Below are 22,850 nucleotides of genomic sequence, written 5' to 3'. Positions count from 1 at the left end.
CGTTCTGGGCCACGGCCACCGGCAACCACGGGAGTGAAGCGTGATCGACAGCCGTCTCGACACCGCGAGCGCCGGCTTCCAGGCCAGGCGGGCCGCCATGCTCGCCAAGCTCCGCGATCTCGCCTCCGAGCAGGCCAAGGCGGTGGCGGGCGGCGGCCCCAAGTACGTCGAGCGCCACCACCGGCGCGGCAAGCTGCTCGCCAGGGAACGCGTAGAGCTCCTGGTGGACCCAGACTCGCCGTTCCTTGAGCTCTCCCCGCTCGCCGCCTGGGGGACCGACTTCCCGGTGGGCGCGAGCGTGGTCACCGGCATCGGGGTGGTGGAGGGCGTCGAGTGCGTGATCGTCGCCAGCGACCCGACCGTACGGGGCGGGTCGTCGAATCCGTGGACGCTGCGCAAGACGCTGCGGGCGTCGGACATCGCGCTGGAGAACCGGCTGCCGCTGATCAACCTCGTCGAGTCGGGGGGCGCGGACCTGCCGACGCAGAAGGAGATCTTCATCCCGGGCGGCCGTATATTTCGTGATCTGACCCGGTTGTCGGCCGCCGGGATCCCGACCATCGCCCTGGTGTTCGGCAACTCGACGGCCGGCGGCGCGTACGTCCCTGGCATGAGCGACCACGTGGTCATGGTCAGGGAACATGCCAAGGTCTTCCTCGGCGGCCCCCCGCTGGTCAAGATGGCCACCGGCGAGGAGTCCGACGACGAGTCGCTCGGCGGCGCCGAGATGCACGCCCGCCTGTCCGGGCTCGCCGACTACCTGGCGCTGGACGAGCACGACGCGCTCCGCATCGGCCGCCGCGTCGTCAGGCGCCTCAACCGGCGCAAGGCGGGTGGGCTCCGCCCGAGCCCGGCCGGAGCCGTGCCCTACGGCGGCCCGCCGGGCGTGCGGGCCCCGCTCTACGACGAGGAGGAGCTTCTCGGCATCGTCCCCGAGGACCTCAAGATCCCCTTCGACCCGCGCGAGGTGATCGCCCGCGTCGTCGACGGCAGCGAGTTCGACGAGTTCAAGCCGCTGTACGGCGCGAGCCTGGTGACCGGCTGGGCCGCCCTGCACGGGCACCCGATCGGCGTGCTGGCCAACGCACGCGGCGTGCTGTTCGGCGAGGAGGCCCAGAAGGCGGCGCAGTTCATCCAGCTCGCGAACCAGACCCGCACTCCCCTGGTGTTCCTGCAGAACACCACCGGCTACATGGTCGGCAAGGACTACGAGCAGGGCGGCATCATCAAGCACGGCGCCATGATGATCAACGCGGTGTCCAACTCCACCGTCCCCCACCTCACCGTCGTCATGGGCGCCTCCTACGGGGCCGGGAACTACGGCATGTGCGGGCGGGCGTACGACCCGCGCTTCCTGTTCTCCTGGCCGAGCGCGAAGTCGGCGGTCATGGGCCCGGCCCAGCTCGCGGGGGTGCTGTCGATCGTCGGGCGCGCGTCGGCGCAGGCGCGCGGCCAGGTGTACGACGAGGAGGCCGACGCGGCGATGCGGCAGATGGTCGAGGCCCAGATCGAGTCCGAGTCGCTGCCCTTCTTCCTGTCCGGCCGCCTGTACGACGACGGGGTGATCGACCCGCGCGACACCCGCACCGTCCTCGGCCTGTGCCTGTCGGCCATCGGCAACGCCCCCGACGCCCCCGCCCCCGCCGGTTTCGGCGTCTTCCGGATGTGAGCGCATGATCAGACGACTGCTGGTGGCCAACCGGGCCGAGATCGCCCGCCGGGTCTTCCGCACCTGCCGTGACCTCGGCGTCGAGACCGTGGCGGTGTTCTCCGACGCCGACGCCGCCTCCCCGCACGCCGCCGAGGCCGACCACGCCGTACGGCTGCGCGGGGTCAGGCCCGCCGACACCTACCTCGACGCCGGGGCGATCGTCGCGGCGGCGCTGAGCTCCGGGGCTGACGCCGTCCACCCGGGCTACGGGTTCCTGTCGGAGAACGCCGCGTTCGCCAGGGCGGTGCTGGACGCGGGCCTGACCTGGATCGGCCCGAGCCCGGAGGCCGTCACCGCGATGGGCTCCAAGATCGAGGCCAAGCTCCTGATGGCCCGGGCCGGGGTCCCCGTGCTCGCGTCGGTGATCCCCGGGTCCCCCGAAGCCGGGGAGCTCGCGTTCCCGGTGCTGGTGAAGGCGTCGGCGGGCGGCGGGGGACGCGGGATGCGGATCGTGCGCGACCCCGCCGAGCTCGACGAGGCCGTGGCGGCGGCCCGGCGCGAGGCGCTCTCGGCGTTCGGGGACGGCACCGTCTTCCTGGAGCCTCTCCTGGAGGACGCCCGGCATATCGAGGTCCAGATCCTGGCGGACACGCACGGCGCGGTGTGGACGCTCGGCGAGCGCGAGTGCTCGATCCAGCGCAGGCACCAGAAGGTCGTCGAGGAGACCCCCTCGCCCGGCGTCTCCCCCGGCACGCGCGGCATCCTGTTCGAGGCCGCCGCCAGGGCCGCCAAGGCGATCGGCTACGTCGGGGCAGGCACGGTCGAGTTCCTCGTCAAGGGGGACACCGTCGCGTTCCTGGAGATGAACACGCGGCTCCAGGTCGAGCATCCGGTGACCGAGTGCGTGTACGGGATCGACCTGGTCCGCCTCCAGTTGGAGATCGCCGAGGGCGCCCGCCTGCCCGCCGAGCCGCCCGAGCCGCGCGGCCACGCCATCGAGGTCCGCCTCTACGCCGAGGACCCCGCCCACGGCTGGCGCCCCCAGCACGGCACCCTGCACCTGTTCGACGTGCCCGGTGTGGACGCCCGCTTCGAGGTGCCGGGCACCCGGGGGCCGTTCCCGGGGCCGGGCGAGGGCCCGTCCGGGGCCTCCGCGTACGGCCTGCGGCTGGACTCGGGGGTCGAGAGCGGGTCGGAGATCGGCGTGCACTACGACCCGATGCTGGCCAAGCTCATCGCCTGCGGCCCCGGACGGCCGGCGGTGGCGCGACGCCTCGCGACCGCGCTCGCCCGTGCGCGCGTCCACGGCCTCACCACCAACCGCGACCTGCTGGTGAGCGTGCTCCGGCACGAGGCGTTCCTGGCGGGTGACACGCACACGGGCTTCCTCGACCGGTACGACCTCACCACCCCGGCCCCCTCACCCGTACCGCTGCTCGCCCTCGCCGCCGCGCTGGCGCTCGCCGCCGCCCGCCGCGCGGAGGCCGGCGTGCTGGGCGGGCTGCCGAGCGGCTGGCGCAACGTGCCCTCCCAGCCGCAACGCACCGCGTTCGAGACCCCCGGAGGCCGGGTCGAGATCGCCTACCGGCTCACCCGCGACGGGCTGGAGGCGGAGGGCTTCGACCAGGTGACACTGGTCGCGGCGAGCCCTGGGGAGGTCGTCCTCGACGTGGCGGGCGTCGTGAGCCGCTTCGCCGTCGCCGCGTACGACGGCGCCGGGCGAGACGGCACGGGCGGCGCCCTCCATGTGGACTCGCCGCTCGGCTCGGTACGGCTCGTGCCTCTCCCGAGGCTGCCGGAGCCGGTCGTGTCGATCCCCCCGGGCTCTCTGCTCGCCCCCATGCCGGGTACCGTTCTGCGCGTCGAGGTCACATCGGGAGCGGCGGTCACGGCGGGGCAGCCGATCCTCACACTGGAGGCGATGAAGATGGAGCATCAGATCTCCGCTCCTGCGGCGGGTGTCGTCTCCGTGCTCAACGTGACGCCTGGCCGCCAAGTCGAGGCGGGCGCCGTGCTCGCCGTCATCGAGGAGTCGCGATGAGCACGCTGGTCCACCACGAGACGCGCGGCGGGGTCGCCACGATCACGCTGGACTCGCCGCACAACCGCAACGCGCTGTCGGTCCGCCTGCTCGGCGACCTGGAGCGGGCGCTCGACCGCGCCATCGGCGACGACGGCGTCCGGGTCATCGTGCTGACCGGCGCGGGCCCGGTCTTCTGCTCCGGCGCCGACCTGAAGGAACAGGCGCCCGCCCAGAACGGCGCGGCCCACGACGCGCCCGTGACCGCGTCGTTCCCCGAGATCATGAGCCTGATCTGGGACAGCCCCAAGCCGGTGATCTGCCGCCTGAACGGCACCGCCCGCGCCGGCGGCCTCGGCCTGGTGGCCGCGTGCGACTTCGCGATCGCCCCCGACTCGGCGACGTTCGCCTTCAGCGAGGTACGGCTCGGCGTGGTGCCCGCCATGATCTCGGTGACCGTCCTGCGGCGCCTCGACCCGCGCGCCGCCGCGGAGTACTTCCTCACCGGGGAGGTGTTCGGCGCCGCCCGCGCGGCGGAGATCGGGCTGCTGACCCGGGCCGTCCCCGCCGAGGAGCTGGACGCCACGGTCGCCCACTACGCCGGCATGCTGCTGCGCGGCGGCCCGGAGTCCCTCGCGATCACCAAGCGGCTCGTGCGCACCGTGCCCGGCCTGTCGGTGGACGACGGCATGCGTGAGATGGCGCGGCTCTCCGCCCAGCGCTTCACCTCCCCTGAGGGCCAGGAGGGCATCCGCGCCTTCATGGAGAAGCGCCCCGCCTCCTGGATCCCCGCGGCCGAGCCCGAACGGGACGGGGCCGCGTGACGGGCGGCTCGGCCCCGCTCCGCGTCGCCAACTGCAGCGGGTTCTACGGCGACAGGCTGTCGGCCGCCAGGGAGATGGTCGAGGGCGGCCCGATCGACGTGCTCACCGGTGACTGGCTGGCCGAGCTGACCATGCTCATCCTCGCCGGGAACCGGCGGAAGGGCGGGCCCGGGTACGCGCGCACCTTCCTGACGCAGATGGAGCAGGTCCTCGGCACCTGCGTGGACCGGGGCATCAAGATCGTGTCGAACGCGGGCGGTCTCGACCCGGCCGGGTGCGCGCGGGCCGTGAGCGAGCTGGCCGCCCGGCTCGGGCTCGCGGTGAGGGTGGCCCACGTGACGGGCGACGACCTCATCGGCCGCGACCTAGGCGACCTGCTCCACCCAGCCGGCCCACCCGGCTCGGGCTCCAGTACCGACACCGGCTCGGGCAGGCCCGGCTCGGGCTCGGGTTCCGGCACCGGCTCCGGTGAGGGGCAGGGGAGCGTGGCGCTCACCGCCAACGCCTACCTCGGCGGCGAGCCCATCGCCGTCGCGCTGGCCAACGGCGCGGACGTGGTGGTGACCGGCAGGGTGACCGACGCGGCGCTGGTCACCGGTCCCGGCATGTGGCGGTACGGCTGGCGCCCCACGGACCTCGACGCCCTCGCCGGGTCCGTGGTCGCCGGGCACGTCATCGAGTGCGGCTGCCAGGCGACCGGCGGCAACTACGCGTTCTTCACCGAGGTGCCCGACCTCGCGCACTGCGGCTTCCCGATCGCCGAGCTGCACGCCGACGGCTCCAGCGTGATCACCAAGCATCCGGGCACGGGCGGGCGGGTGTCGGTGGGCACGGTGACCGCGCAGCTCCTCTACGAGATCGGCTCTCCCCGGTACCTCGGGCCCGACGTGACCGCGCGCTTCGACACGATCGAGCTGGCCCAGGTCGGGGACGACCGCGTCAGGGTGTCCGGCGTCCGGGGCGAGGCGCCGCCGGACACGCTGAAGGTGGCGCTGAACCACCTCGGCGGGTACCGCAACACCATGACGCTCGTGCTCACCGGCCTGGACATCGAGGCCAAGGCCCGCCTGGCCGAGGAGGCCGTGTTCGCGCGCGTCCCGAGGGAGACGTTCGACGAGGTCCACGTCGAGCTGACGCCGCTCGGCAGGCCGCCGGGGGCCGGGGCCGTCGAGCCGGCGCCGTCCGGGAAGCCGGAGGAGCCCGGGGCCGTCGAACCGGCCCTGTCCGGGAGGCCGGAGGGACCCGGGGGTGTGGCGCTGCTGCGCGTCACGGTGATGGACGCCGACCAGCGCAGGGCCGGGCGCGCGTTCTCCTCGGCCGTGGTCGAGACCGGGCTCGCCGGCTATCCCGGCTTCTACGGGCTCACTCCCCCGGGTGACGCCTCGGCGTACGGCGTCTTCCAACCGGCCGCCGTGCCCCGCGCCGCCGTACGGGCGGAGGTGTGGGAAGGCGACGAGCGGGTCTGGCTCCAGCCCGCCCCCGCCGCGGCGGCGCCCGTCCCGTCCGGCACCGGCGCGGAGGCGTCCGCGGACACGCCCGTCCCGCTCCCCCCGGCGGACGGCGGCACGACGGGACGTAGCGGTGAGGGTTCGACGGGACGTACCGATGAAGGCGAGACGGGACGTACCGGCGGGGGCGCGACGGCCGTGCGGCACGCGCCGCTCGGCACGGTCGCCGGAGCACGGTCCGGCGACAAGGGCGGCGACGCCAACCTCGGCGTGTGGGTCCGCACGGCCGAGGAGTACGCGTGGCTGGAGGAGTTCCTCACCACCGACCGGCTCCGGAGCCTGCTCCCCGGCACGGCCGGTCTTGAGGTCGAGCGCCACCGCCTGCCCAACCTGCTCGCGCTGAACTTCGTCGTACGCGGCCTGCTCGGCCGGGGCGTGGCCGCCAGCCCGCGTATGGACGCCCAGGCCAAGGCCCTCGGCGAGGAACTGCGGGCCTGCGTGGTCCCCATCCCGTTCTGACGGCCGGACGGCCCGTTTAACGATTGGACAGGCCGTCCCCGGGTCTAGCAGGCTCCAGCGCATGACACGTACAGACCTGCCCTCGGCCTGGGACGAGCGCGCCGTCCTGGCGACCTTCCTCGACTACACACGGGCCACCGTCCACGCCAAGTGCGAGGGCGTCTCCGAGGAGCACGCGAGGAGCGCGCCCCTGCCCGGCTCGCCGCTGATGACGATCAGCGGCCTGGCCAACCACCTGCGGTGGGTGGAGTACTCCTGGATCCAGGTGAGGCTGCTCGGCGGGGAGGACCTCGGGCCCTGGACCGACGATGATCCCGACCGTGAGATGCGCATCGCCGTCGACATGCCCCTCGCCCAGATCCTCGCGGAGTACGAGGAGCAGTGCGCCCGCCACCGGGAGCTGGTGGCCTCGCTCGACCTGGACACGGTGACGAAGAAGCCGCTCAGGGACGGCACACACGTCACGCTGCGCTGGATCCTGCACCACCTGATCGAGGAGACCGCCCGGCACAACGGCCACCTGGACATCCTGCGCGAGATGGCCGACGGCGTCACCGGAGACTGACCGCCCGTTCGCACCCGGCCGCCGCCTCCGCGAGCCTACTGTTGGTAGCCACACCTCGTGGAGGACGAATGGACCTGTATCCAGCCGGTGGCGAGCGGTGTGAGAGCCCAGGAGGCGGCGGGAGCGGCGGGCCCGGCGGGTGGCAGGAGTCCGGCCACAGCCTGGATGACAGCCACAGCCTCGATGGCGGCCACCGCGTCGAGGTGACCGTCCTCGACCAGGCCGCGATCAGGGAGGCCGCCGAGCGGGGCGAGCCGGGGGCCCTCGGCGGGGCGCACAAGGCCGGGCACGACAAGCTCTACGTCCTGTGCGACTCCAGGGACCCCGACGGCCCGAAGCTCTACTTCACCCCGGCCGAGTGGGAGGCGTTCCGTCTCGGCGTGCTCGACGGCGAGTTCGACGGGCTGAACGGCTGAACGGCCGCGTCGCCGTACCGTCCGCCGCTCGCACCGTACCGCTCGCCGCTCCGGCCCTACCGCCCGCCGCCCCGCACCCACCCCATGCAATACAATTGCGCGCAATTGCGGCCACTCCGGGCGCTTCTGGGGGAAGGGACCCTACATGCGTCTGCGGTTTCTCGGCTCTACATCGGAGGCCGGCGCCTGCCCGTCGCTGTACGAGACCGATCGGGGCACGATCGTCGTCCAGGGGCTCACGCTGACCGACCCCGACGCCCGCGCGGACCTGCGCCATGTGCTCGACGGGGAGTCCGCCGTCGAGGTGCCGCGCGAGCTTCTCATGGAGATCGCGCGCGGCGTGCTTTTCCCGCCGGAACTGGACGGACGTGTAACTGATCACGAATAGGGAGATCCCTATGGCATGATCGCTTCGCCCGGTCTACCCTCATGCAGGTCCGATGCCGACGGGAGGTGGCGTGAGCGGCTTTCAGCAGGCACGCGTCGACCTCGGCGCCCAGCTCCGGCAGCTCCGCGAGGCGGCCCAGCTGTCCGGCAAGGACCTCGCGGCACGCCTGAGCTGGCAGGCCTCCAAGGTCTCCCGCATCGAGAACGCCCGGCAGAGCGCCACCGAGGACGACGTCGTGCTGTGGAGCCAGGCCGTGCAGGCGCCCCCCGAGGTCGTCGACGAACTGATCGCCCAGGCCGTGTCGCTGCTCGAACGGCAGGACTCCTGGCGCCAGCGGCACAAGAGCGGCCTGGCCGCGCTCCAGGAGGACATCCGCGACCTGGAGTCGCGCACCAAGCTGTTCCGGGTGTTCGAGCCCGGCGTGGTGATCGGCCTGCTGCAGACGGCGGAGTACGCCCGCAACATCTTCTCCAAGGTCCGCCGCCTGTACGGCGCGTCCGACGACATCGACGCGGCGATCCGGGTCCGCATGCGCAGACAGGACATCTTGTACGACCCGGCGAGGCGGTTCCGCTTCCTGCTGCCGGAGGCGGTGCTGCGTTACCGGCTCGCCCCCGACGACGTCATGCGCGGCCAGCTCGACCGGCTGCTCGCCGTCACCACCCTGCCCAACGTCGAGTTCGGCGTCATCCCGTTCTCGGCGCAGCTGCCGTCCGCCCTGCTCAACGGCTTCTGGATCTACAACGAGGCCATGGTCGGCGTCCCGACCAGGACCAAGGACCTGGTGTTGCGCGACCCCGAGGACGTGGCCTTCTACGCGAGCGCGTTCGAGGATCTGTGCGAGGTGGCGGTGTTCCGTGAGGACGCGCGCGAGGTCATCGTCCGCGTCCTCGTCGACTTCGCCAAACAATCTGCCCAATAACCACACAATTGCTTGCCGACCACGCCAAGATCATGCAATCCTTACCAGCCATGGGTGACGTGGAGGTGAGGCACATGCTGGACACCATGTCCTGTCTGGAGCAGTTCGCCTTGGCGACGCGCCGGCACATCGATCTCTCCGTGCAGGTCCTCGGCGGCGCCCCCGGCGCGGTCCGGGTCCGCAACCGCTTCAGCGACACGCTGATGGAGGTCGTCACCTGCACGCCGCAGGGCGCCTTCCTCACCTCGTGGGGCTACCGGCTCGGCACCGTCGACAGCATCGACGACGCGGCCGCCCGCCTCGCGTACCTGCTGGCCGCGCTACCCGCCTGAGGGTCGCAGGGCCGCCGCCATCCGTTCCAGGTTCCCGACGAAGCGGCGCACGTCGGCCTCCGAGTGCTGGACGGACACCGTCCACTGCTCGCACTTGCCCCACGGGGGCAGGAACACCCCGCCGTTGTGCTGGAAGAGCCAGTGCGCGTTGCCCCACTGGTCGGGGTACTCCGCGAAGTCCCGGTAGTCGAGCAGCGGCCGGTCGTGGAAGACGACCGCGCCCTTGGCCCCGTACGACCTGACGTGGCCCGGCAGGTCGTGACGGCGCAGCACGTCCTCGGCGCCCTCGGTCATGACGCGCCGGAGCCTGTCGAAGTGCCGGTACGCGTCGTCGGTCAGGATGCCGAGCAGCACGGCGCGGGCGGCGGCCATCGTCAGCGGGTTGCCGTTGAAGGTGCCGACCTGCTCGTACCTGCCGTCGGCGATCATGTTCATGAGCTCGGGCACCCCGCCGATCGCCCCGCACGGCACGCCGCCGCCGAGCGCCTTGGCCAGGCAGATCAGGTCCGGCACCACCCCTGACCACTGCGTCGCGCCGCCCGCGGAGACGGCGAGGCCCGTCTTCACCTCGTCGAACGCGAGGTAGGCGCCGTGCCGGTGCAGCAGGTGCCTGAGCCCGGCCAGGTAGCCGTCGGGCGGCGGGATGAGCCCGATGTTCATCATGATGGGCTCGATGATCATGCCGGCGATCTCGCCCGGGTTCTCCACCAGCAGGCGCTCGACCGCGGCGAGGTCGCCGAAGGGCGCCACCAGCGTGAGCTGCGCGAGGGCGGGAGGGACGGCGCGGCCGACCGGCACGGAGTACGGCCGGTCGGCCGGCCCCGCCTGCTCCGGGTCCGGGTACACCGACACCTGCACGCTGTCGTGGTGCCCGTGGTAGGTGCCCTCGACCTTGATGATCTTCATGCGGCCGGTGGCGGCCCGCATCAGGTGCACGGCGTCCATCGTCGCCTCGGTGCCGGAGTTCCCGAAGCGCCACAGCGGCAGCCCGAACCTGCGGGCCAGCTCGCGGGCGACGACGACCGCGTCCTCGGTGGGCTGGGCGAAGTGCGTGCCCTTGCGCACCCGGTCGGAGACGGCCTCGACGATCGCGGGGTGGGCGTGGCCGGCCAGCCCCACCCCGAAGCCCCCGTGCAGGTCGACGTAGGAGGTGCCGTCCACGTCCACGACCCGGGAGCCGTCTCCGTGGGAGATCCACACCGCCCCGGGAGGCGCGTCCTGCCAGTTGGAGGCGACGCCTCCGGGAAGCACGTCGGCGCACTCCCTCCTGACACGCTGGGACTCGGCCGTGCGTTCGAGGAAGACCGACTCCTCCTTGGCTATCAAACCGTCGAGCTGGACGAGATCACGCTCGACCGTCGACGCGCCGGCGACTGACATCTCATTTCCTTTCAGCCGGCGAGAGCCGGCCCGTCAGATAAGCGGTCGCGACGGAGGTGATCCACTGGTGGGTGACCTCCTCCTCCGGCGCGAACGGCCCCGGCACGTACCCGCGCGAGGCGACCCCCCGCTGCACGCCCTCGCACGCGCCCCAGTCCTGACGGTTGGTCAGGTCCCAGAAGTCCACGGCGTACGACGGGTCGGCGCCCTCGGCCTCCGGGGGGAACAGCCACTGGCACGTGACCTTCGTGTGGCCGGCGGCGACGGGGTCGAGCACGTGAGTCATCACGTAGTCGGGGTGCAGGCTGAGCAGCAGGTTCGGGAACAGGTGCAGGTACTCGACCTTGCGCAGGAGCGGGCCGGTGACCCCCGGCAGGAAGGCGCCGCCCGAGGCGCCCGTCATCGACATCGTCTCGGCGCCGTCGACCAGGGTCATGCTGCCGCCCGCCCACAGGCCCTCGGGCTCGTAGTTGTCGCCGCTGTCCGGCGGGGACACCCGGCACAGCTCCGGGTGGATCGCCGGGCAGTGGTAGCACTCGTGGTAGTTCTCGACCGCGAGCTTCCAGTTGGCCGCGAGGTCGTACTCGTGCGAGGCCGCGACGGTGAGCCTTTCCATCTCGTACGGGGCGACGACCGCCTCCAGCCCGGCGAGGCAGGCCGCGAGCGGGGGCGCGTCGCCGGAGGCGTTGACGAAGACGAACCCGTGCCACTCCTCGACGCGCGCCGGGACGAGGCCGAGCCGGTCGAGCGCGTAGGCGTCGCCGTGGTCGCGGGGCACGCGGTCGAGGCGTCCGGTGAGGTCGTACACCCAGTTGTGGTACGGGCAGGCGATGAACCGGCCCGTCGCGCGGGAACCGCAGGGCAGGAGTTCGTGGCCCCGGTGGCGGCACACGTTGTAGAAGCCGCGCAGCGTCCCGTCCTCGTCGCGCACCAGCAGCACGCTGTCGTCCCCGACGGCGACGGCCGTACGGGTGCGCGGGCCGAGGCCGGCGGAGCGCGCGGCGCACACCCATCCGCCGGAGAAGACCACGCGGCGTTCGAAGGCGAGCACGTCGTCGCTGAGGTAGGCCGCGGCGGGCAGCATCATGCCGGGCGGCTCCAGGCAGGCCCGTACCTGGTCGAGGTCCAGCGGCGCCGTACGGCCGCCGGCCGCCGGGGCCGTGCCGTCGGGGCCGGGACGGCTGTCGCGGGCCGTGCGGGAAAGGTCGGTCATCGCCGCCACCTCCGGTCACGCAGGATTCTCCTGGAGCACAGATACCCGGCGATGCCGGTGACCCCGCCGCCGCCGTGGGTGGCGGACGAGCACTGGTAGAGGCCCCTGATCGGCGTGGTGAAGTCGGCGTAGCCGGGGGCGGGGCGCATGTGGAAGAGCTGGTCGGGCGAGAGCTCGCCGTGGAAGATGTTGCCGCCGATCAGCCCGTACTCCTGTTCCATCCGATGCGGGCCGATGACCTGGCGGTGGATGACCGAGGCCTTGAACCCCGGGGCGAGCTGGTCGTACAGCTCGATCACCCGGTCGGCGTAGGCGTCCAGCTCCTCGGTGTGCGGCTCGGCGGACCAGGTGTGCGGCACCCACTGGGTGAACATCGACATGACGTGCGTGCCTTCTGGGCACAGCGTGGGGTCGAGCGTCGAGGGGATCACGCTGTCGGAGAAGGGGGCCGCGGCGGGCCGTCCCTCGCGGGCGTCCTGGAAGGCCCGCTCGATGTACTCCAGGGAGTGGCACAGCTCGACGGACCCGCTGAGCTGCTGTGGTGATAAATCGGGATTCGAGGTGAACCTCGGAAGCCCGGAGAGCGCGACGTTGATCTTGACGACGCCACTGCGGGAGCGCCACCGCTCGATGTCGCGGACGAAATCCGGAGGCAGCTCCGAGCGGTCGATCTGCTCCAGGAACGTGATCTCGGGATGCGTCGCGGCGACCACGATGGGGGCCGCGAACACCCGGCCGTCCTTCAGCGCCACCCCGCGCGCGCGGCCGTTCCTGACGATGACGCGCTCGACCGCGGCCTCGGTGAGCACGTGCGCGCCGAACGACTCGGCCGACGCGCGGATCGCCAGCCGCAGCCCGTTGACGATGGTGGGCGGCATGAGGCTCATGACGTAGGACAGCGCGGTGACCTTGAACTCCAGCCCCCAGGGGGTCTCGGTGGTGGCCGCGCCGCCTGTGGTGGCGCGGGCCTCGACCACGAGCGGCTTCAGGCCCGCGCGGGCGAGGTAGGCGGCGGAGACGAGGCCGTTGTGCCCGCCACCGACGATGATGGCGTCGTAGGTCGTGTGCGGATCTGTCTTCGTGTCGCTCTTCGGGCCGCCGCTTTCCGCGCCCTGCGAAACTCCGTGCCGGTCCACTCGCCGGAACCTTTCCTGCCGCGTCCTGGCGGACGCCTTCCGTTCGGCCGTAACGACCCGGAAAACTTGGCCTGAGAGCCTTGTGGCCGCAGACCCTCCTCACCAGACTAACTGGTTAACCAGTCAGTCTGGCAAGAGGTGGCCTGACGTGAGAAAGGAGCCGCGCATGCCCCCCATCCTCGTGAGCCCTTGGATCGCCGCCGATTCCTGCCGGCCGGCGGCCTGCTCGGCCTGACCGCGGCGTGCGGCGCCGACCGGTCTGTCGGCTACCGCGCCGACCGGGTGACGTCGGTCCCCGCCGACGGGTACGACCTGCTGTGGGATCCGGCGTACAAGGGCAAGGCGTACGTCCTGGACGACGCGCGCGAGGGGCTGGCCATGGCGATGCTCCGCGACGGCGTCGCCGACGTCAACACCGAGGACCCCGCCACGATCAGGCGGGCGGGCGACCGGCTCGCCGAGCTGATCGGCGCGACCAACATCAAGATCGGCATCAGCGCGTACCAGCTCGTCCCCGAGGGGCAGGCAACGGTTCATCACTGCTGGTCGGGTGACATGGTGAACGCCCAGTCGTACCTGCCGAAGGGCGTGAAGCCGACGTGCTCGGCTACTGGTTCCCCTCCGGCTCCACCGGGATCGTCGGCACCGACACGCTCGCGATCCCGCGCACCGCGTCCAAGCCCGTGCTGGCGCACCTGTTCGTCGACCACCTGCTCGACCCCGCCGTGGCGCGCTTGACGATGCCGCCCACCACGTCCTCTGGCAGCCGGCCGCCCGCGCGCTCGGCGGCCTCCTCGTGCGGGATCAGCTCCTCGTCGACGAAGCGCCGCGCCCGTTCCTGAAGCTCGGCCTGCTGCGGCGTGAGCCGTACCAGCGACGCCATGTCACCACCCGGATCGCTCAATCCTGACTGGTCACCCAGTCAACTCACCGGGACCGCCCGCTGTCAATAGCGGCCGCGCGACACGGGATACGGAGGTCATCACCGGGGCGGACCCGGCGCTCACCCAGCAGGGGCCGCCACGCGCTCGGCCCGCCGCCGCGCTAGGAGGCGGGGAAGGCGGAGCGGTCGATGCCGGCCTCGCGGGCGGCGGCGATGCGCGCGTGCTCCAGGAGCCGCTTGCGCGACAGCACGGACGGGTGCAGCGTGTAACGGATGATCAGCCCGTCGAGCATGCTGTCGAGGCGCTCGGCGGCGCCGTGCGGGTCGTCGCAGACGAACTCGCCCGAGTCGACACCGGCCTGGATGACCTGTTCGACCGAGCCGATCCACGCCGTCTCCAGTTCCAGCAGGATGTGCTGGACGACCGCCTCGCGAAGGCCGGCCGCGAAGGCGTCGATCCACAGGATCCAGCTCTGGTCGGCGCGTGACCGCGGGATGTAGAACCGGAGGACCCGGTCGAGGCGGTCGACGGCGGGACCTGAGCCCCGCACCAGCTCCTTGAGCCGGCCGACCTCGGTGTCGATGGTCGTCCGGAGCATCGCGGTGATCAGCTCGTCCTTGGTGGCGAAATGGTAGTGGATCAGCCCGCCACTGACGTTCGTCGCCTTGGCGATGTCGGCGACCCTGGTGCTGGAGATGCCTCGCTCAAGCACCACCCGCCGCGCGGCCTCCAGCAACTCGGCCCGGCGCTGATCCGCCTGGTCGGCCCGGCTTCCGCGTGTCCCCTCGGCTGTACCCTCCGCACTGCGCACGGCCTGAATCCTACCTGAGCGACCCCGCCCTGCCGCTGCTTACTGGCGGTTCAGTCAAACGGATCTCGCGCCCACGCCCGGTGGCCCACCCCATGGGCTTGACGTTTGACTGGCCAGCCAGTCAGTCTCTGAAGCTGTGAAGCTGACGCGCCTGCTCGCCCCCGAGTCCGTCGCCGTCGTCGGGGCCTCCACCCGCCCCGGTTCGTACGGCAACCTCGCCGTGGCCAACCTCGTCGCCGCCGGCTTTCCCGGCCCCGTGTTCGGCGTCCATCCGACCGCCACCGAGGTCCACGGCGTGCCCTGCCACCCGAGGATCGAGGACCTGCCCGTCGTGCCGGACGCCGTCGTCATCGCCACCCCTGCCGCGACCGTCCCCGCGCTGGTCGCCGAGGCGGGGGAACACGGCTGCGGCGGAGCCGTGGTGTTCGCGGCGGGGTTCGCCGAGGTGCCCGGCGGCGCGGGACGGTCGCTGGAAGACGCGCTGGTGGCGGCGGCAGCGGCGTACGACATGCCGGTGTGCGGGCCCAACGGCAACGGGATCGTCGCGGTCGCGGGAAGGGCGCCCCTGTGGGGAGACGCCTACACGCCCCGGCGCGCCGGACCTGTCGCCCTGATCTCCCAGAGCGGCAACATCGCCGTCAACGCGCTGCTCAGCACCCGGGCCCTCCGGCTGCACACGGTCGTGTCGTGCGGCAACCAGGCGGTGGTCGACGCCGCCGCCCACCTCGCCGCCCTCGCCGAGACCGGCGGGGTACGGTCGGTCGCGCTCTACCTGGAGGACGAGGGCGACGGGGCCCGACTCGCCGGCGCCCTGGCCACCTGTGCCGACGCGGGCATCGGCGTGGCCGTGCTCAAGGCCGGTACGAGCGAGCTCGGCGCCTCCGCCGCCGCCGCGCACACCGGCGCTGTGGCCGGAGACGCCCGGGTGCTCAGGGCCCTGATCGAGGAGGCCGGAGGCGCCTGGGCCCGCAACCCCCACGAACTCCTCGAACTCGCCAAGACCCTGGCCCACGGCTCCCGCCCCGGGCGTACGGCCGGCACGCACCGCGACCGTACGGACCACGCGCACCGCGACCGTACGGACGACCGGCACCGCGACCGTGCGGAGAGCGGGAGCCGAGACCGTGCGGAGAGCGGGGGTCACCGTGAGGGAGTGCTGGTCGTGACGTGCTCGGGCGGTGACGCGGCGGTCGGCGCCGACGAGGCCGCGCGTCTCGGGGTACCCCTACCGGCGCTGTCCCCGCCGACGCGCGCCGCGCTCATCCCGGTGCTGCCGCCGACGGCGACCCCGGGCAATCCGCTCGACTACACAGCGGTGATCTTCGGGGACACGCGGCGCACCGCCGCCGCCACACGCGCCGCCGACAGGGTCGGCCAGGCGCGCCGTCCGGACACGGCCGGCTGGCTCGCCGAGCACGAGGCCAAGGCGCTGCTGAGGGACCATGGCATCGCCGTCCCCTCCGGCTTCGCGGTGCGTACGCCCGAGGAGGCCGTCGAGGCGGCCGCCGCGCTCGGTACGGCCGTGGCGCTCAAGCTCAGCGGCAGGCACCTCCGGCACAAGACCGACCTTGGAGCGCTCCTCCTCGGGATCAGTGGCGCGGAGGCCGTACGGGAGGGAGCCACCACCCTCCTGACCTCCCCCGCGCTCGGTGAGCGGACCGCATCCGGCCCGGTCGTCCTGGTCGAGGAGATGGTCCCGCCGGGGGTGGAGCTGCTGGTCGCGGTGCGGCGGGACGGGGTGGTGCCGGTCCTGGTCCTCGCGCTGGGCGGTACGTGGGTGGAGGTGCTGGACAACGCCGTCCTGCTGCCCCTTCCCGCTACTCCCCAGAGGGTGGTCGAGGCGCTGGGACGGCTGCGCGGAGCCCCGCTGCTGATCGGCGCGCGCGGACGACCCCCGGTGAACCTGGAGGCCGTCGGAGACCTCGCCTCCCGGACCGGCGACCTGGCCCTCACGCAGAACCTCACCCTGGTCGAACTGAACCCAGTGATCGTCACCCCGGCCACCGCGACCGCCGCCGACGCCCTGATCCGAACCTGACGACACCCCACTCACGCTGAGGCCCCGAGCAGCGCGGGGAGGAGCGTGGGTGGGCGGTGGCGGGGACGGGTGGGTGCCGGCCGGGGCGGTGGCCGGATCGGGGCTACTTGCCGAGGGCCCCCTGGAGGTCCATGACGTGGTCCTGGGTCTGCTGGAGCAGGGGGCGCAGGGCTTCGGCGACGTCGGGGAGGCCAAGCTCCACGGCCTGGCTGACCCGTTCGCGGTAGCGCTGAAGCTGGTTCTCTTCGAGCTCCAGGTCGAGCTGGAGCGCGGCGGCGCCGTCGGGAACGCTCGGGATCTCGGGCACCGAGACCGACGGGATCCCGCCGAGGAACGCGATCTGCCCGGCCAGCGTCGTCGCGTGCTCCAGTTCCTGGGCCAGGTGGGCCTTGAGCTCCTCGATGATGCTCTGGTACTCGGGCCCCTTGACCGTGGCGGTGTGCTGCGCGTACTGCACGATCGAGCGGTACTCGCTCTCCAGGTCCTCGTTGAGGAGGGCGATGAAACTGTGCTGGTCCACGCTTGATCATCCTTCCGTTGCCTTGTAGACCTGCCCTCCTACCCCCTATCGCGGCGACAATGCGGTTCCACTCCGCCACGCCGTTCAGCCGAGCTTGTAGAGCGCCTGGGCGGTGCCGGTTCCTCCGTACTCGGAGGCGTCCACGAGGGTCCCGTTGGCCTTGACCCACGCGGTGACCTCGTCGTTGCCGCGCTCGGGGCCGCCCATTCCTCCGCCGAGCATGATGTACTTCAGCCGGCCGCTGGTGACGTACTCCTTCAGGGTGGCAACGGTCATGGCCGCGTCGCTGCCCGTGAAGCCGCCCATCGCGATCACCGGCTCGCCGCCGGTGGACAGGATGATCGACGAGGCGCTCTGGGCGCTGCCGACCGCGAGAAGCCAGGTGGCGCCACCCCGGTTCTTCTCCAGGTAGGAGATCATCGCGGCGCTGACGTTCCCTCCACGTCCTCCGCCGCCGAAGCCGGCCGGGGGGTTCCCCATCGGGCCGTCGCCTCGCTGCCCGGGAACCCGGTCGCGCGTCCCGGCGGGAGGCGCGCCCATGCCACCGGGTCCCCCCATGCCGCCAGGACCGCCCACGCCGCCGAAGCCGCCGCTTCCCGCCGGTCCGGCCGTGGGGTTGGTGCCGTTCACGGCCGAGGACAGCGGGGTGAGCGCGTACGCGGCGGGGCCCGCCAGGCCTCCCACGAGGCCGAGGATCAGGGCGACGGCGGCGGGCCGTGTCCGGCCCCTTCCGCCGAGCCGCAGGACGAGCAGCCCGAGCGCCGCGACCGCGCACAGGCCCGCCACCGCGTACGCGAGCCACGGCGTCCACGTGGGAGTACGGCGGAGCAGGACGAACGCCCAGGCTCCGGTGACCGCGATGCCCAGGGGCGGCGCCCAGGCCCACGCGCGCGTCCGCCGGTACGCCTGCCACATCAGCACTCCCCCGAGCCCGGCCAGGGCCGCTACGGCGGGGGCGAGCGCCGTGGAGTAGTACGGGTGGAAGGTCCCCGCCGAGAAGCTGAAGACGGCGTAGTGGACGACCAGCCACCCACCCCAGAGGAGCAGCGCCGCCCGCGGACCGGAAGAGCGCTCCGTGAGCAAGCCCACGGGACCGGACCGATCACCGGTGAGGGCGGAATCGGGAACCGGCGTCCGGCCGGGGCGGCGGGTCGTGAGGATCAGGCCGGCGATCAGTGCCAGGGCGGCGAAGGGGATCAGCCAGGAGATCTGGCCGGCCATGATGTCGTTGAACAGGCGTCCCGCGCCCGACGCCCCTCCGAAGCCGGCGCCACCGCCGCCTCCGCCTCCCCCCTCGCGGCCGAAGATCCGCCCGAGGCCGTTGTAGCCGATGACCAGGTCCCAGACCGTGTTGTCGGTGCTGCCGCCGATGTACGGCCGGTCGGCGGCGGGCCACAGGTCGACGACGACCATCCACCACGCGCTGGACACCAGCAGGACGGCGCCGGCGACCAGCAGGTGGCCGAGGCGCCGCAGGAGCCTGCCGGGCGCGGCGTACAGGTACACCAGGGCGAACGCGGGGAGCACCAGGTAGGCCTGCAGCATCTTGGTGGTGAAGGCCATGCCGACCAGCAGGCCGCAGAGCACCAGGGTCCGCATCCGCCCGGTCCTGATCGCCTCGGCGCAGAACCAGGCCGCCGCGACCAGGAGCAGCACGAGGATGGTGTCGGGGTTGTTGTCCCTGTTGATCGCCACGGTGATCGGCGTCAGCGTCATCACCAGTCCCGCGACCAGCCCCGCCACGTGCCCCCGTGCCCCGGCGAGCGCGGGGTCCCCGGTCCGGCCGGTCCAGGCGAACACGGGGTCCTCGGTCCGGCCCGCCCAGGCGAACGCGCGTCGTACGGCGGAGTGGACGAGGGCGACCGAGGCGACTCCCGCGAGGGCCTGCGGCAGGAGCATGCTCCAGGTGCCGAAGCCGAAGATCCGTGCCGACAGGCCCATCACCCACAGTGCGAACGGCGGCTTGTCGACGGTGATGAACGACCCCGCGTCGACCGCTCCGAAGAAGAACGCCTTCCAGCTCCGCGTGCCCGACAGGATGGCGGCGGAGTAGTAGTCGTTGGCATACCCGTTGCGGCCGAGTGCCCAGGTGTACAGCACCGCCGCGAGCGCGAGCACGCCGAGCAGCGCCGGTCGCGCCCAGCGGGGATCGTCAACGGGGCCGAGCAGGATCCGCGCGGGGAGGCCGCGCCCGGCGGGACGGCGCCGTCCCCCGACGGCCGCCGGCCGTTCGACGTCCACGGTCATCGGGAGTTCTCCTTCCTGCGGCCCGGGCTGAAGACCCAGGCGCGCAGCAGCATGAAACGGACCAGGGTGGCGACCCCGTTGGCGACGACGACCGCGCCGAGCTCGACCGACCTCGGCGCGGTCGCGGGCAGCAGGGCCAGCGTCCCGGTCGTCAGCGCGAGGCCGACGAAGAACGCCACCAGCCCTTCGACCTGGTGCCGCAGGGCTCCCGCCGAACCTGTCACGCCGAAAGTGAAGCGCCGGTTGGCGGCGGTGTTGGCGACGGCGGTGACCAGCAGCGCGACGGCGTTGGCCACCACGGCGGCCGTGACCCCGCGAAGCACCCAGAACAGGGCAAGGTAGGCGAGGGTGCTGATCACCCCGACGGCCACGAAGCGGGGAAGCTGCCGGACCATGCCCGACGGCAGCCGGGCCGCGACCACCCGGTCGGGAACCGGGATGCGGGCCGCGCCCGACAGCGTCCTGCGTGCCACCCTGGCCATCCCCCTGAGGTCGTCGAGCGCGGTCCGGAGGACGTCGACCCGGCTGTCGGGGTCGTCCACCCAGTCGACGGGGACCTCGTGGATGCGCAGGCCGTGGCGTTCCGCCAGCAGCAGCAGCTCGGTGTCGAAGAACCACTCCTCGTCCTCGACCGCCGGCAGCAGGGCCTGGGCGACCTCGGTACGGGCCGCCTTGAAGCCGCACTGGGCGTCGGAGAAGCGGGCGCCCATGGCCGAGCGCAGCAGCAGGTTGTAGGCCCGGGAGATGATCTCCCGCTTGGGCCCGCGCTCCACCCGGGCCGCCCTGGACAGGCGGGTGCCGATCGCGAGGTCGCTGTGGCCAGAGAGCAGGGGGGCGATCAGCGGCAGGAACGCGGTCAGGTCCGTGGACAGGTCGACGTCCATGTAGCTGACGACGTCGGCGTCGCTCTCGGCCCAGACCTGGCGAAGCGCCCGTCCCCGGCCCTTCTTGTCCAGGTGGACGGCCCGTACGCGAGGCAGGTCGCGCGCGAGCCCGGTGGCGATGTCCCAGGTGCCGTCGGTGCTGGCGTTGTCGGCGACCGTGATCCGGAAGCCGTACGGGAAGGTGCGGGTCAGGTAGTCGTGGAGGCGGTGGACGCTCTGCGCGAGCACCCGCTGCTCGTTGTACACCGGGACGACCACGTCGACGAGGCGGGGCCTGGTCTCCGGAGCGAGGGACGCCCGCGCGGGCGCCGGTGCGAGGGAGGAGGTCATGCGCGATGACCGGGGTTCGGCTGGCTCATGGCTCCACCGTCGAGGAGCGGGATTGAACCACCCTTAGGCGTTGATTAACCCTGTCTGAGAATGCGCCCGGCCGGGGAGCCTCAGGGTGGCGCGGGTGCCGCCTCCGGGGGCGTTGGACAGGGCCACCTCGCCCCCCGCGTCCCGAACGGCCTGCGCCACGATGGCGAGACCGAGGCCGGAACCGGGCATGCTCCTGGCCGTGGACGACCGCCAGAACCGGTCGAAGACGTGCGGAAGCTCGTCCTCGGGGATGCCGGGGCCATGGTCGCGCACGGTCAGCTCTCCCCCGCCGAGCCGTACGGTGACCGTGCCCCCCTCGGGGCTGAACTTCACGGCGTTGTCGAGCAGGTTGACCACGGCGCGTTCCAGCGCCCCCTCGCGCCCGTGGACGTACCACTCGCCGAGGTCGGCGTCGATGCGCACGTCGTGGGCGCGCAGGCGGGCGCGGGCGACGGCGGCCTCCACCACCTCGTGGAACGGGAGGTCCTGCGTGGGCTCCTCGCCTCCGGACACGCGCGACAGCTCCAGCAGGTCCCCGACGAGGGCGGACAGCTCGGCCATCTGGGCCTTCACGCTCGCGAGCAGGCGCCTTCTGGCCAAGGGGTCGAGCTGCCTGCCGGTGTTCTCGCTGTGCAGCAGCAGGTCGATGTTGGTGCGCAGGCTGGTGAGCGGGGTGCGCAGCTCGTGCCCGGCGTCGGCGATGAGCTGCCGCTGGCGCTCGCGGGAGCTTGCCAGGGCGGCCGTCATCGCGTTGAAGGACGTGCTCAGCCGCGCGATCTCGTCCTCACCGTCGACCGGGATGCGGGTGAGCAGGTCCTCGGTCCGCGCGATGTGCTCGACGGCGCTGGTCAGGCGGGCGACGGGGCGCAGGGCCGTACGGGAGACGAACCGGCCCGCCGTGGCCGCGCCGAGGACGCCGAGCGCGGCGACCCCCGCCAGGAGCAGCGCGAGGCCGCGCAGCGTCGCATCGGTGCCCGCCAGAGACCGGGAGACGCTGACGGCCATGCCAGGGCCGACGTTCACGGTCAGCACCCGGACGGTGTCGCCGCTGTCGGTGACGCCGTCCCGCAGGATCCGCCCCCCGCGCACCCCCGCCACGCGCAGGTCGGCCGGTTCCACCTTCACCGCGTCCCACCCCTGGGCGCAGCGGGTGCCGCCGGTGAGGACGATCTGCTGCAGGCGCAGGAACGGTCCGGGCTCCTCGGTGCCGGTCGGGTGCTCGGTGCAGTTCCTCTGGATCATCTCGACCGTCCTGCCGCCCACCGGGGGCTGGTCCAGGGAGTCGTTCAGCTGCCGCGACAGCTCGTTGCGCACGAGGAACCAGCAGGCCGCCGCGCAGACGGCGATCGCCACGGCGACGGCCGTCGCGACCAGCACGGTCAGCCGCGACCCCATCGACCGGCGCCCGCGCCGCATCAGGACGGCGTCCTCAGCACGTATCCCACGCCGCGCACGGTGTGGATGAGGCGCGGCGCTCCCCCGGCCTCGGTCTTGCGGCGCAGGTACATGATGTACACGTCCAGGGAGTTGGACGAGGGCTCGAAGTCGAAGCCCCACACGTCGCTCAGGATCTGTTCGCGGGTGAGCACCTGCCGGGGGTGGGCGAGGAAGAGCTCCAGCAGCAGGTACTCCGTGCGCGTGAGCTCCAGCGGGCGCTCGCCCCGGGTGACCTCGCGGCTGGTCGTGTCCATGCGCAGGTCGGCGTGGCTCAGCACGCCGTCGGGGACGGCGGCCGGGGCCTGCCTCGCGCCCCGCCGCAGCAGCGCGCGCACCCGCGCGAACAGCTCGTCCAGCTCGAACGGCTTGACGAGGTAGTCGTCGGCCCCGGCGTCCAGCCCGGACACGCGGTCGCCGACGGCGTCGCGGGCGGTGAGCATGAGCACGGGGATCTGGTTCCCCGCGGCCCGCAGGCGCCTGCACGCGGTCAGCCCGTCCACCCGCGGCATCATGACGTCGAGCAGCACGAGGTCGTACCTCTCGCGCCCGAGCGCGTCGAGGGCCCCGGCGCCGTCCTCGGCCAGGCCGACCTTGTATCCCTCGAACTCCAGGCTGCTCTGCAGGGCCTCGCGCAGCGCCGGTTCGTCGTCGACCACCAGCAGCCGCGCGACGTCCCTGTCTCCCGTTGTGCTCACCGGCTCACGGTAGCCGGACATCGTGAGAAGCCCATCAGTTCCTCCCGAGGGGACTGTTGCCTCTAGGCGACGGGGGAATCGGGAGCGGGAGGGCCGCCAGGGCCCGAGCGTGCGGTGACCTGTCTGGTCTGCGCATCAGAGTTCTCCGTTCGTCGTCACG

At 72.6% G+C, this 22,850-nt stretch carries 20 protein-coding genes; 11 read left to right on the top strand and 9 right to left on the bottom strand.

The window, feature by feature from the left end; genetic code table 11:
- The first annotated feature begins 97 nt into the window (after window positions 1–97).
- The 9 genes from ACGFIV_RS06685 (at window position 98) to ACGFIV_RS06645 (ending at window position 9,085) form a co-directional block, all read left to right on the top strand.
- Complete coding sequence (locus tag ACGFIV_RS06685) at window positions 98–1,669, top strand: acyl-CoA carboxylase subunit beta (RefSeq protein ID WP_392833042.1); 1,572 nt, start codon at window positions 98–100, stop codon at window positions 1,667–1,669.
- A gap of 4 nt (window positions 1,670–1,673) precedes the next feature.
- Window positions 1,674–3,692: a biotin carboxylase N-terminal domain-containing protein gene (locus tag ACGFIV_RS06680; protein ID WP_358555330.1), complete on the top strand. Its 2,019-nt coding sequence runs from the start codon at window positions 1,674–1,676 to the stop codon at window positions 3,690–3,692.
- Entirely contained in the window at window positions 3,689–4,495 is an 807-nt protein-coding gene (locus ACGFIV_RS06675; protein ID WP_358555327.1) for an enoyl-CoA hydratase-related protein, read from the top strand. The genes ACGFIV_RS06680 and ACGFIV_RS06675 overlap by 4 nt, the downstream gene beginning before the upstream one ends.
- Window positions 4,496–4,569: 74 nt before the next feature.
- The gene (locus tag ACGFIV_RS06670) at window positions 4,570–6,462 is read left to right on the top strand and encodes an acyclic terpene utilization AtuA family protein (RefSeq protein WP_392833039.1); all 1,893 of its coding nucleotides are present in this window, start codon (window positions 4,570–4,572) and stop codon (window positions 6,460–6,462) included.
- 61 nt (window positions 6,463–6,523) lie between these two features.
- A complete protein-coding gene (locus tag ACGFIV_RS06665) occupies window positions 6,524–7,027 on the top strand; it encodes a DinB family protein (RefSeq protein ID WP_358555322.1) in 504 nt (167 codons plus the stop codon).
- 68 nt (window positions 7,028–7,095) lie between these two features.
- Window positions 7,096–7,443: a DUF397 domain-containing protein gene (locus tag ACGFIV_RS06660; protein WP_358555319.1), complete on the top strand. Its 348-nt coding sequence runs from the start codon at window positions 7,096–7,098 to the stop codon at window positions 7,441–7,443.
- A gap of 145 nt (window positions 7,444–7,588) precedes the next feature.
- Window positions 7,589–7,831 (top strand): hypothetical protein, encoded by a 243-nt coding sequence (locus tag ACGFIV_RS06655; protein ID WP_358555316.1) that lies wholly within the window; start codon window positions 7,589–7,591, stop codon window positions 7,829–7,831.
- A gap of 70 nt (window positions 7,832–7,901) precedes the next feature.
- Window positions 7,902–8,753, top strand: coding sequence for a helix-turn-helix transcriptional regulator (locus ACGFIV_RS06650; RefSeq protein WP_358555313.1), 852 nt, complete (start codon window positions 7,902–7,904; stop codon window positions 8,751–8,753).
- Between the two features lie 50 nt (window positions 8,754–8,803).
- Window positions 8,804–9,085 (top strand): hypothetical protein, encoded by a 282-nt coding sequence (locus tag ACGFIV_RS06645; protein ID WP_392832657.1) that lies wholly within the window; start codon window positions 8,804–8,806, stop codon window positions 9,083–9,085.
- Here ACGFIV_RS06645 and ACGFIV_RS06640 read toward each other — a convergent pair.
- From ACGFIV_RS06640 to ACGFIV_RS06630, 3 genes are read right to left on the bottom strand one after another with little or no spacing between them, the layout of a single operon-like run.
- Window positions 9,074–10,465, bottom strand: coding sequence for an aspartate aminotransferase family protein (locus ACGFIV_RS06640; protein WP_392832654.1), 1,392 nt, complete (start codon window positions 10,463–10,465; stop codon window positions 9,074–9,076). The two genes, ACGFIV_RS06645 and ACGFIV_RS06640, sit on opposite strands and share 12 nt — an antisense overlap.
- A 1-nt stretch (window position 10,466) precedes the next feature.
- Complete coding sequence (locus tag ACGFIV_RS06635) at window positions 10,467–11,678, bottom strand: SRPBCC family protein (protein ID WP_392832651.1); 1,212 nt, start codon at window positions 11,676–11,678, stop codon at window positions 10,467–10,469.
- On the bottom strand, window positions 11,675–12,814 hold the full coding sequence (locus ACGFIV_RS06630) for an NAD(P)-binding protein (protein ID WP_392832648.1): 1,140 nt from the start codon (window positions 12,812–12,814) through the stop codon (window positions 11,675–11,677). The genes ACGFIV_RS06635 and ACGFIV_RS06630 overlap by 4 nt, the downstream gene beginning before the upstream one ends.
- Before the next feature lie 189 nt (window positions 12,815–13,003).
- On the opposite strand from ACGFIV_RS06630, the gene ACGFIV_RS06625 reads away from it, so the two are divergent.
- Window positions 13,004–13,552, top strand: coding sequence for a hypothetical protein (locus ACGFIV_RS06625; RefSeq protein WP_358555296.1), 549 nt, complete (start codon window positions 13,004–13,006; stop codon window positions 13,550–13,552).
- A 306-nt stretch (window positions 13,553–13,858) separates the two neighbouring features.
- Here ACGFIV_RS06625 and ACGFIV_RS06620 read toward each other — a convergent pair whose 3' ends face one another.
- Complete coding sequence (locus ACGFIV_RS06620; protein ID WP_358555293.1) at window positions 13,859–14,509, bottom strand: TetR/AcrR family transcriptional regulator; 651 nt, start codon at window positions 14,507–14,509, stop codon at window positions 13,859–13,861.
- 136 nt (window positions 14,510–14,645) lie between these two features.
- Between ACGFIV_RS06620 and ACGFIV_RS06615 the strand changes: the two genes are divergently transcribed.
- Window positions 14,646–16,547 (top strand): acetate--CoA ligase family protein, encoded by a 1,902-nt coding sequence (locus ACGFIV_RS06615; RefSeq protein ID WP_392832644.1) that lies wholly within the window; start codon window positions 14,646–14,648, stop codon window positions 16,545–16,547.
- Between the two features lie 103 nt (window positions 16,548–16,650).
- Here the strand turns inward: ACGFIV_RS06615 and ACGFIV_RS06610 are convergent, their stop codons facing one another.
- The 5 genes from ACGFIV_RS06610 to ACGFIV_RS06590 form a co-directional block, all read right to left on the bottom strand.
- Window positions 16,651–17,067 (bottom strand): ferritin-like domain-containing protein, encoded by a 417-nt coding sequence (locus ACGFIV_RS06610; RefSeq protein WP_358555288.1) that lies wholly within the window; start codon window positions 17,065–17,067, stop codon window positions 16,651–16,653.
- 84 nt (window positions 17,068–17,151) lie between these two features.
- Complete coding sequence (locus ACGFIV_RS06605; protein WP_392832641.1) at window positions 17,152–19,314, bottom strand: glycosyltransferase family 39 protein; 2,163 nt, start codon at window positions 19,312–19,314, stop codon at window positions 17,152–17,154.
- On the bottom strand, window positions 19,311–20,528 hold the full coding sequence (locus tag ACGFIV_RS06600; protein WP_358555282.1) for a bifunctional glycosyltransferase family 2/GtrA family protein: 1,218 nt from the start codon (window positions 20,526–20,528) through the stop codon (window positions 19,311–19,313). The genes ACGFIV_RS06605 and ACGFIV_RS06600 overlap by 4 nt, the downstream gene beginning before the upstream one ends.
- A 63-nt stretch (window positions 20,529–20,591) precedes the next feature.
- Window positions 20,592–21,974: a HAMP domain-containing sensor histidine kinase gene (locus ACGFIV_RS06595; protein ID WP_358555279.1), complete on the bottom strand. Its 1,383-nt coding sequence runs from the start codon at window positions 21,972–21,974 to the stop codon at window positions 20,592–20,594.
- On the bottom strand, window positions 21,974–22,690 hold the full coding sequence (locus ACGFIV_RS06590) for a response regulator transcription factor (RefSeq protein WP_392832637.1): 717 nt from the start codon (window positions 22,688–22,690) through the stop codon (window positions 21,974–21,976). The genes ACGFIV_RS06595 and ACGFIV_RS06590 overlap by 1 nt, the downstream gene beginning before the upstream one ends.
- Window positions 22,691–22,850: the final 160 nt, after the last annotated feature.

This window comes from Sphaerisporangium sp. NPDC049003 (assembly GCF_043197795.1).
GTDB lineage: Bacteria > Actinomycetota > Actinomycetes > Streptosporangiales > Streptosporangiaceae > Sphaerisporangium.
This window is presented reverse-complemented; position numbering and strand designations above follow the sequence as displayed.

Coding starts and splice junctions, on each gene's coding strand:
- ACGFIV_RS06675 (WP_358555327.1), top strand. CDS start 3,689: ATGAGCACGCTGGTCCACCACGAGACGCGCGGCGGGGTCGCCACGATC.
- ACGFIV_RS06595 (WP_358555279.1), bottom strand. CDS start 21,974: ATGCGGCGCGGGCGCCGGTCGATGGGGTCGCGGCTGACCGTGCTGGTC.
- ACGFIV_RS06665 (WP_358555322.1), top strand. CDS start 6,524: ATGACACGTACAGACCTGCCCTCGGCCTGGGACGAGCGCGCCGTCCTG.
- ACGFIV_RS06660 (WP_358555319.1), top strand. CDS start 7,096: ATGGACCTGTATCCAGCCGGTGGCGAGCGGTGTGAGAGCCCAGGAGGC.
- ACGFIV_RS06645 (WP_392832657.1), top strand. CDS start 8,804: ATGGGTGACGTGGAGGTGAGGCACATGCTGGACACCATGTCCTGTCTG.
- ACGFIV_RS06605 (WP_392832641.1), bottom strand. CDS start 19,314: ATGACCGTGGACGTCGAACGGCCGGCGGCCGTCGGGGGACGGCGCCGT.
- ACGFIV_RS06680 (WP_358555330.1), top strand. CDS start 1,674: ATGATCAGACGACTGCTGGTGGCCAACCGGGCCGAGATCGCCCGCCGG.
- ACGFIV_RS06655 (WP_358555316.1), top strand. CDS start 7,589: ATGCGTCTGCGGTTTCTCGGCTCTACATCGGAGGCCGGCGCCTGCCCG.
- ACGFIV_RS06635 (WP_392832651.1), bottom strand. CDS start 11,678: ATGACCGACCTTTCCCGCACGGCCCGCGACAGCCGTCCCGGCCCCGAC.
- ACGFIV_RS06600 (WP_358555282.1), bottom strand. CDS start 20,528: ATGACCTCCTCCCTCGCACCGGCGCCCGCGCGGGCGTCCCTCGCTCCG.
- ACGFIV_RS06640 (WP_392832654.1), bottom strand. CDS start 10,465: ATGTCAGTCGCCGGCGCGTCGACGGTCGAGCGTGATCTCGTCCAGCTC.
- ACGFIV_RS06685 (WP_392833042.1), top strand. CDS start 98: ATGCTCGCCAAGCTCCGCGATCTCGCCTCCGAGCAGGCCAAGGCGGTG.
- ACGFIV_RS06670 (WP_392833039.1), top strand. CDS start 4,570: ATGGTCGAGGGCGGCCCGATCGACGTGCTCACCGGTGACTGGCTGGCC.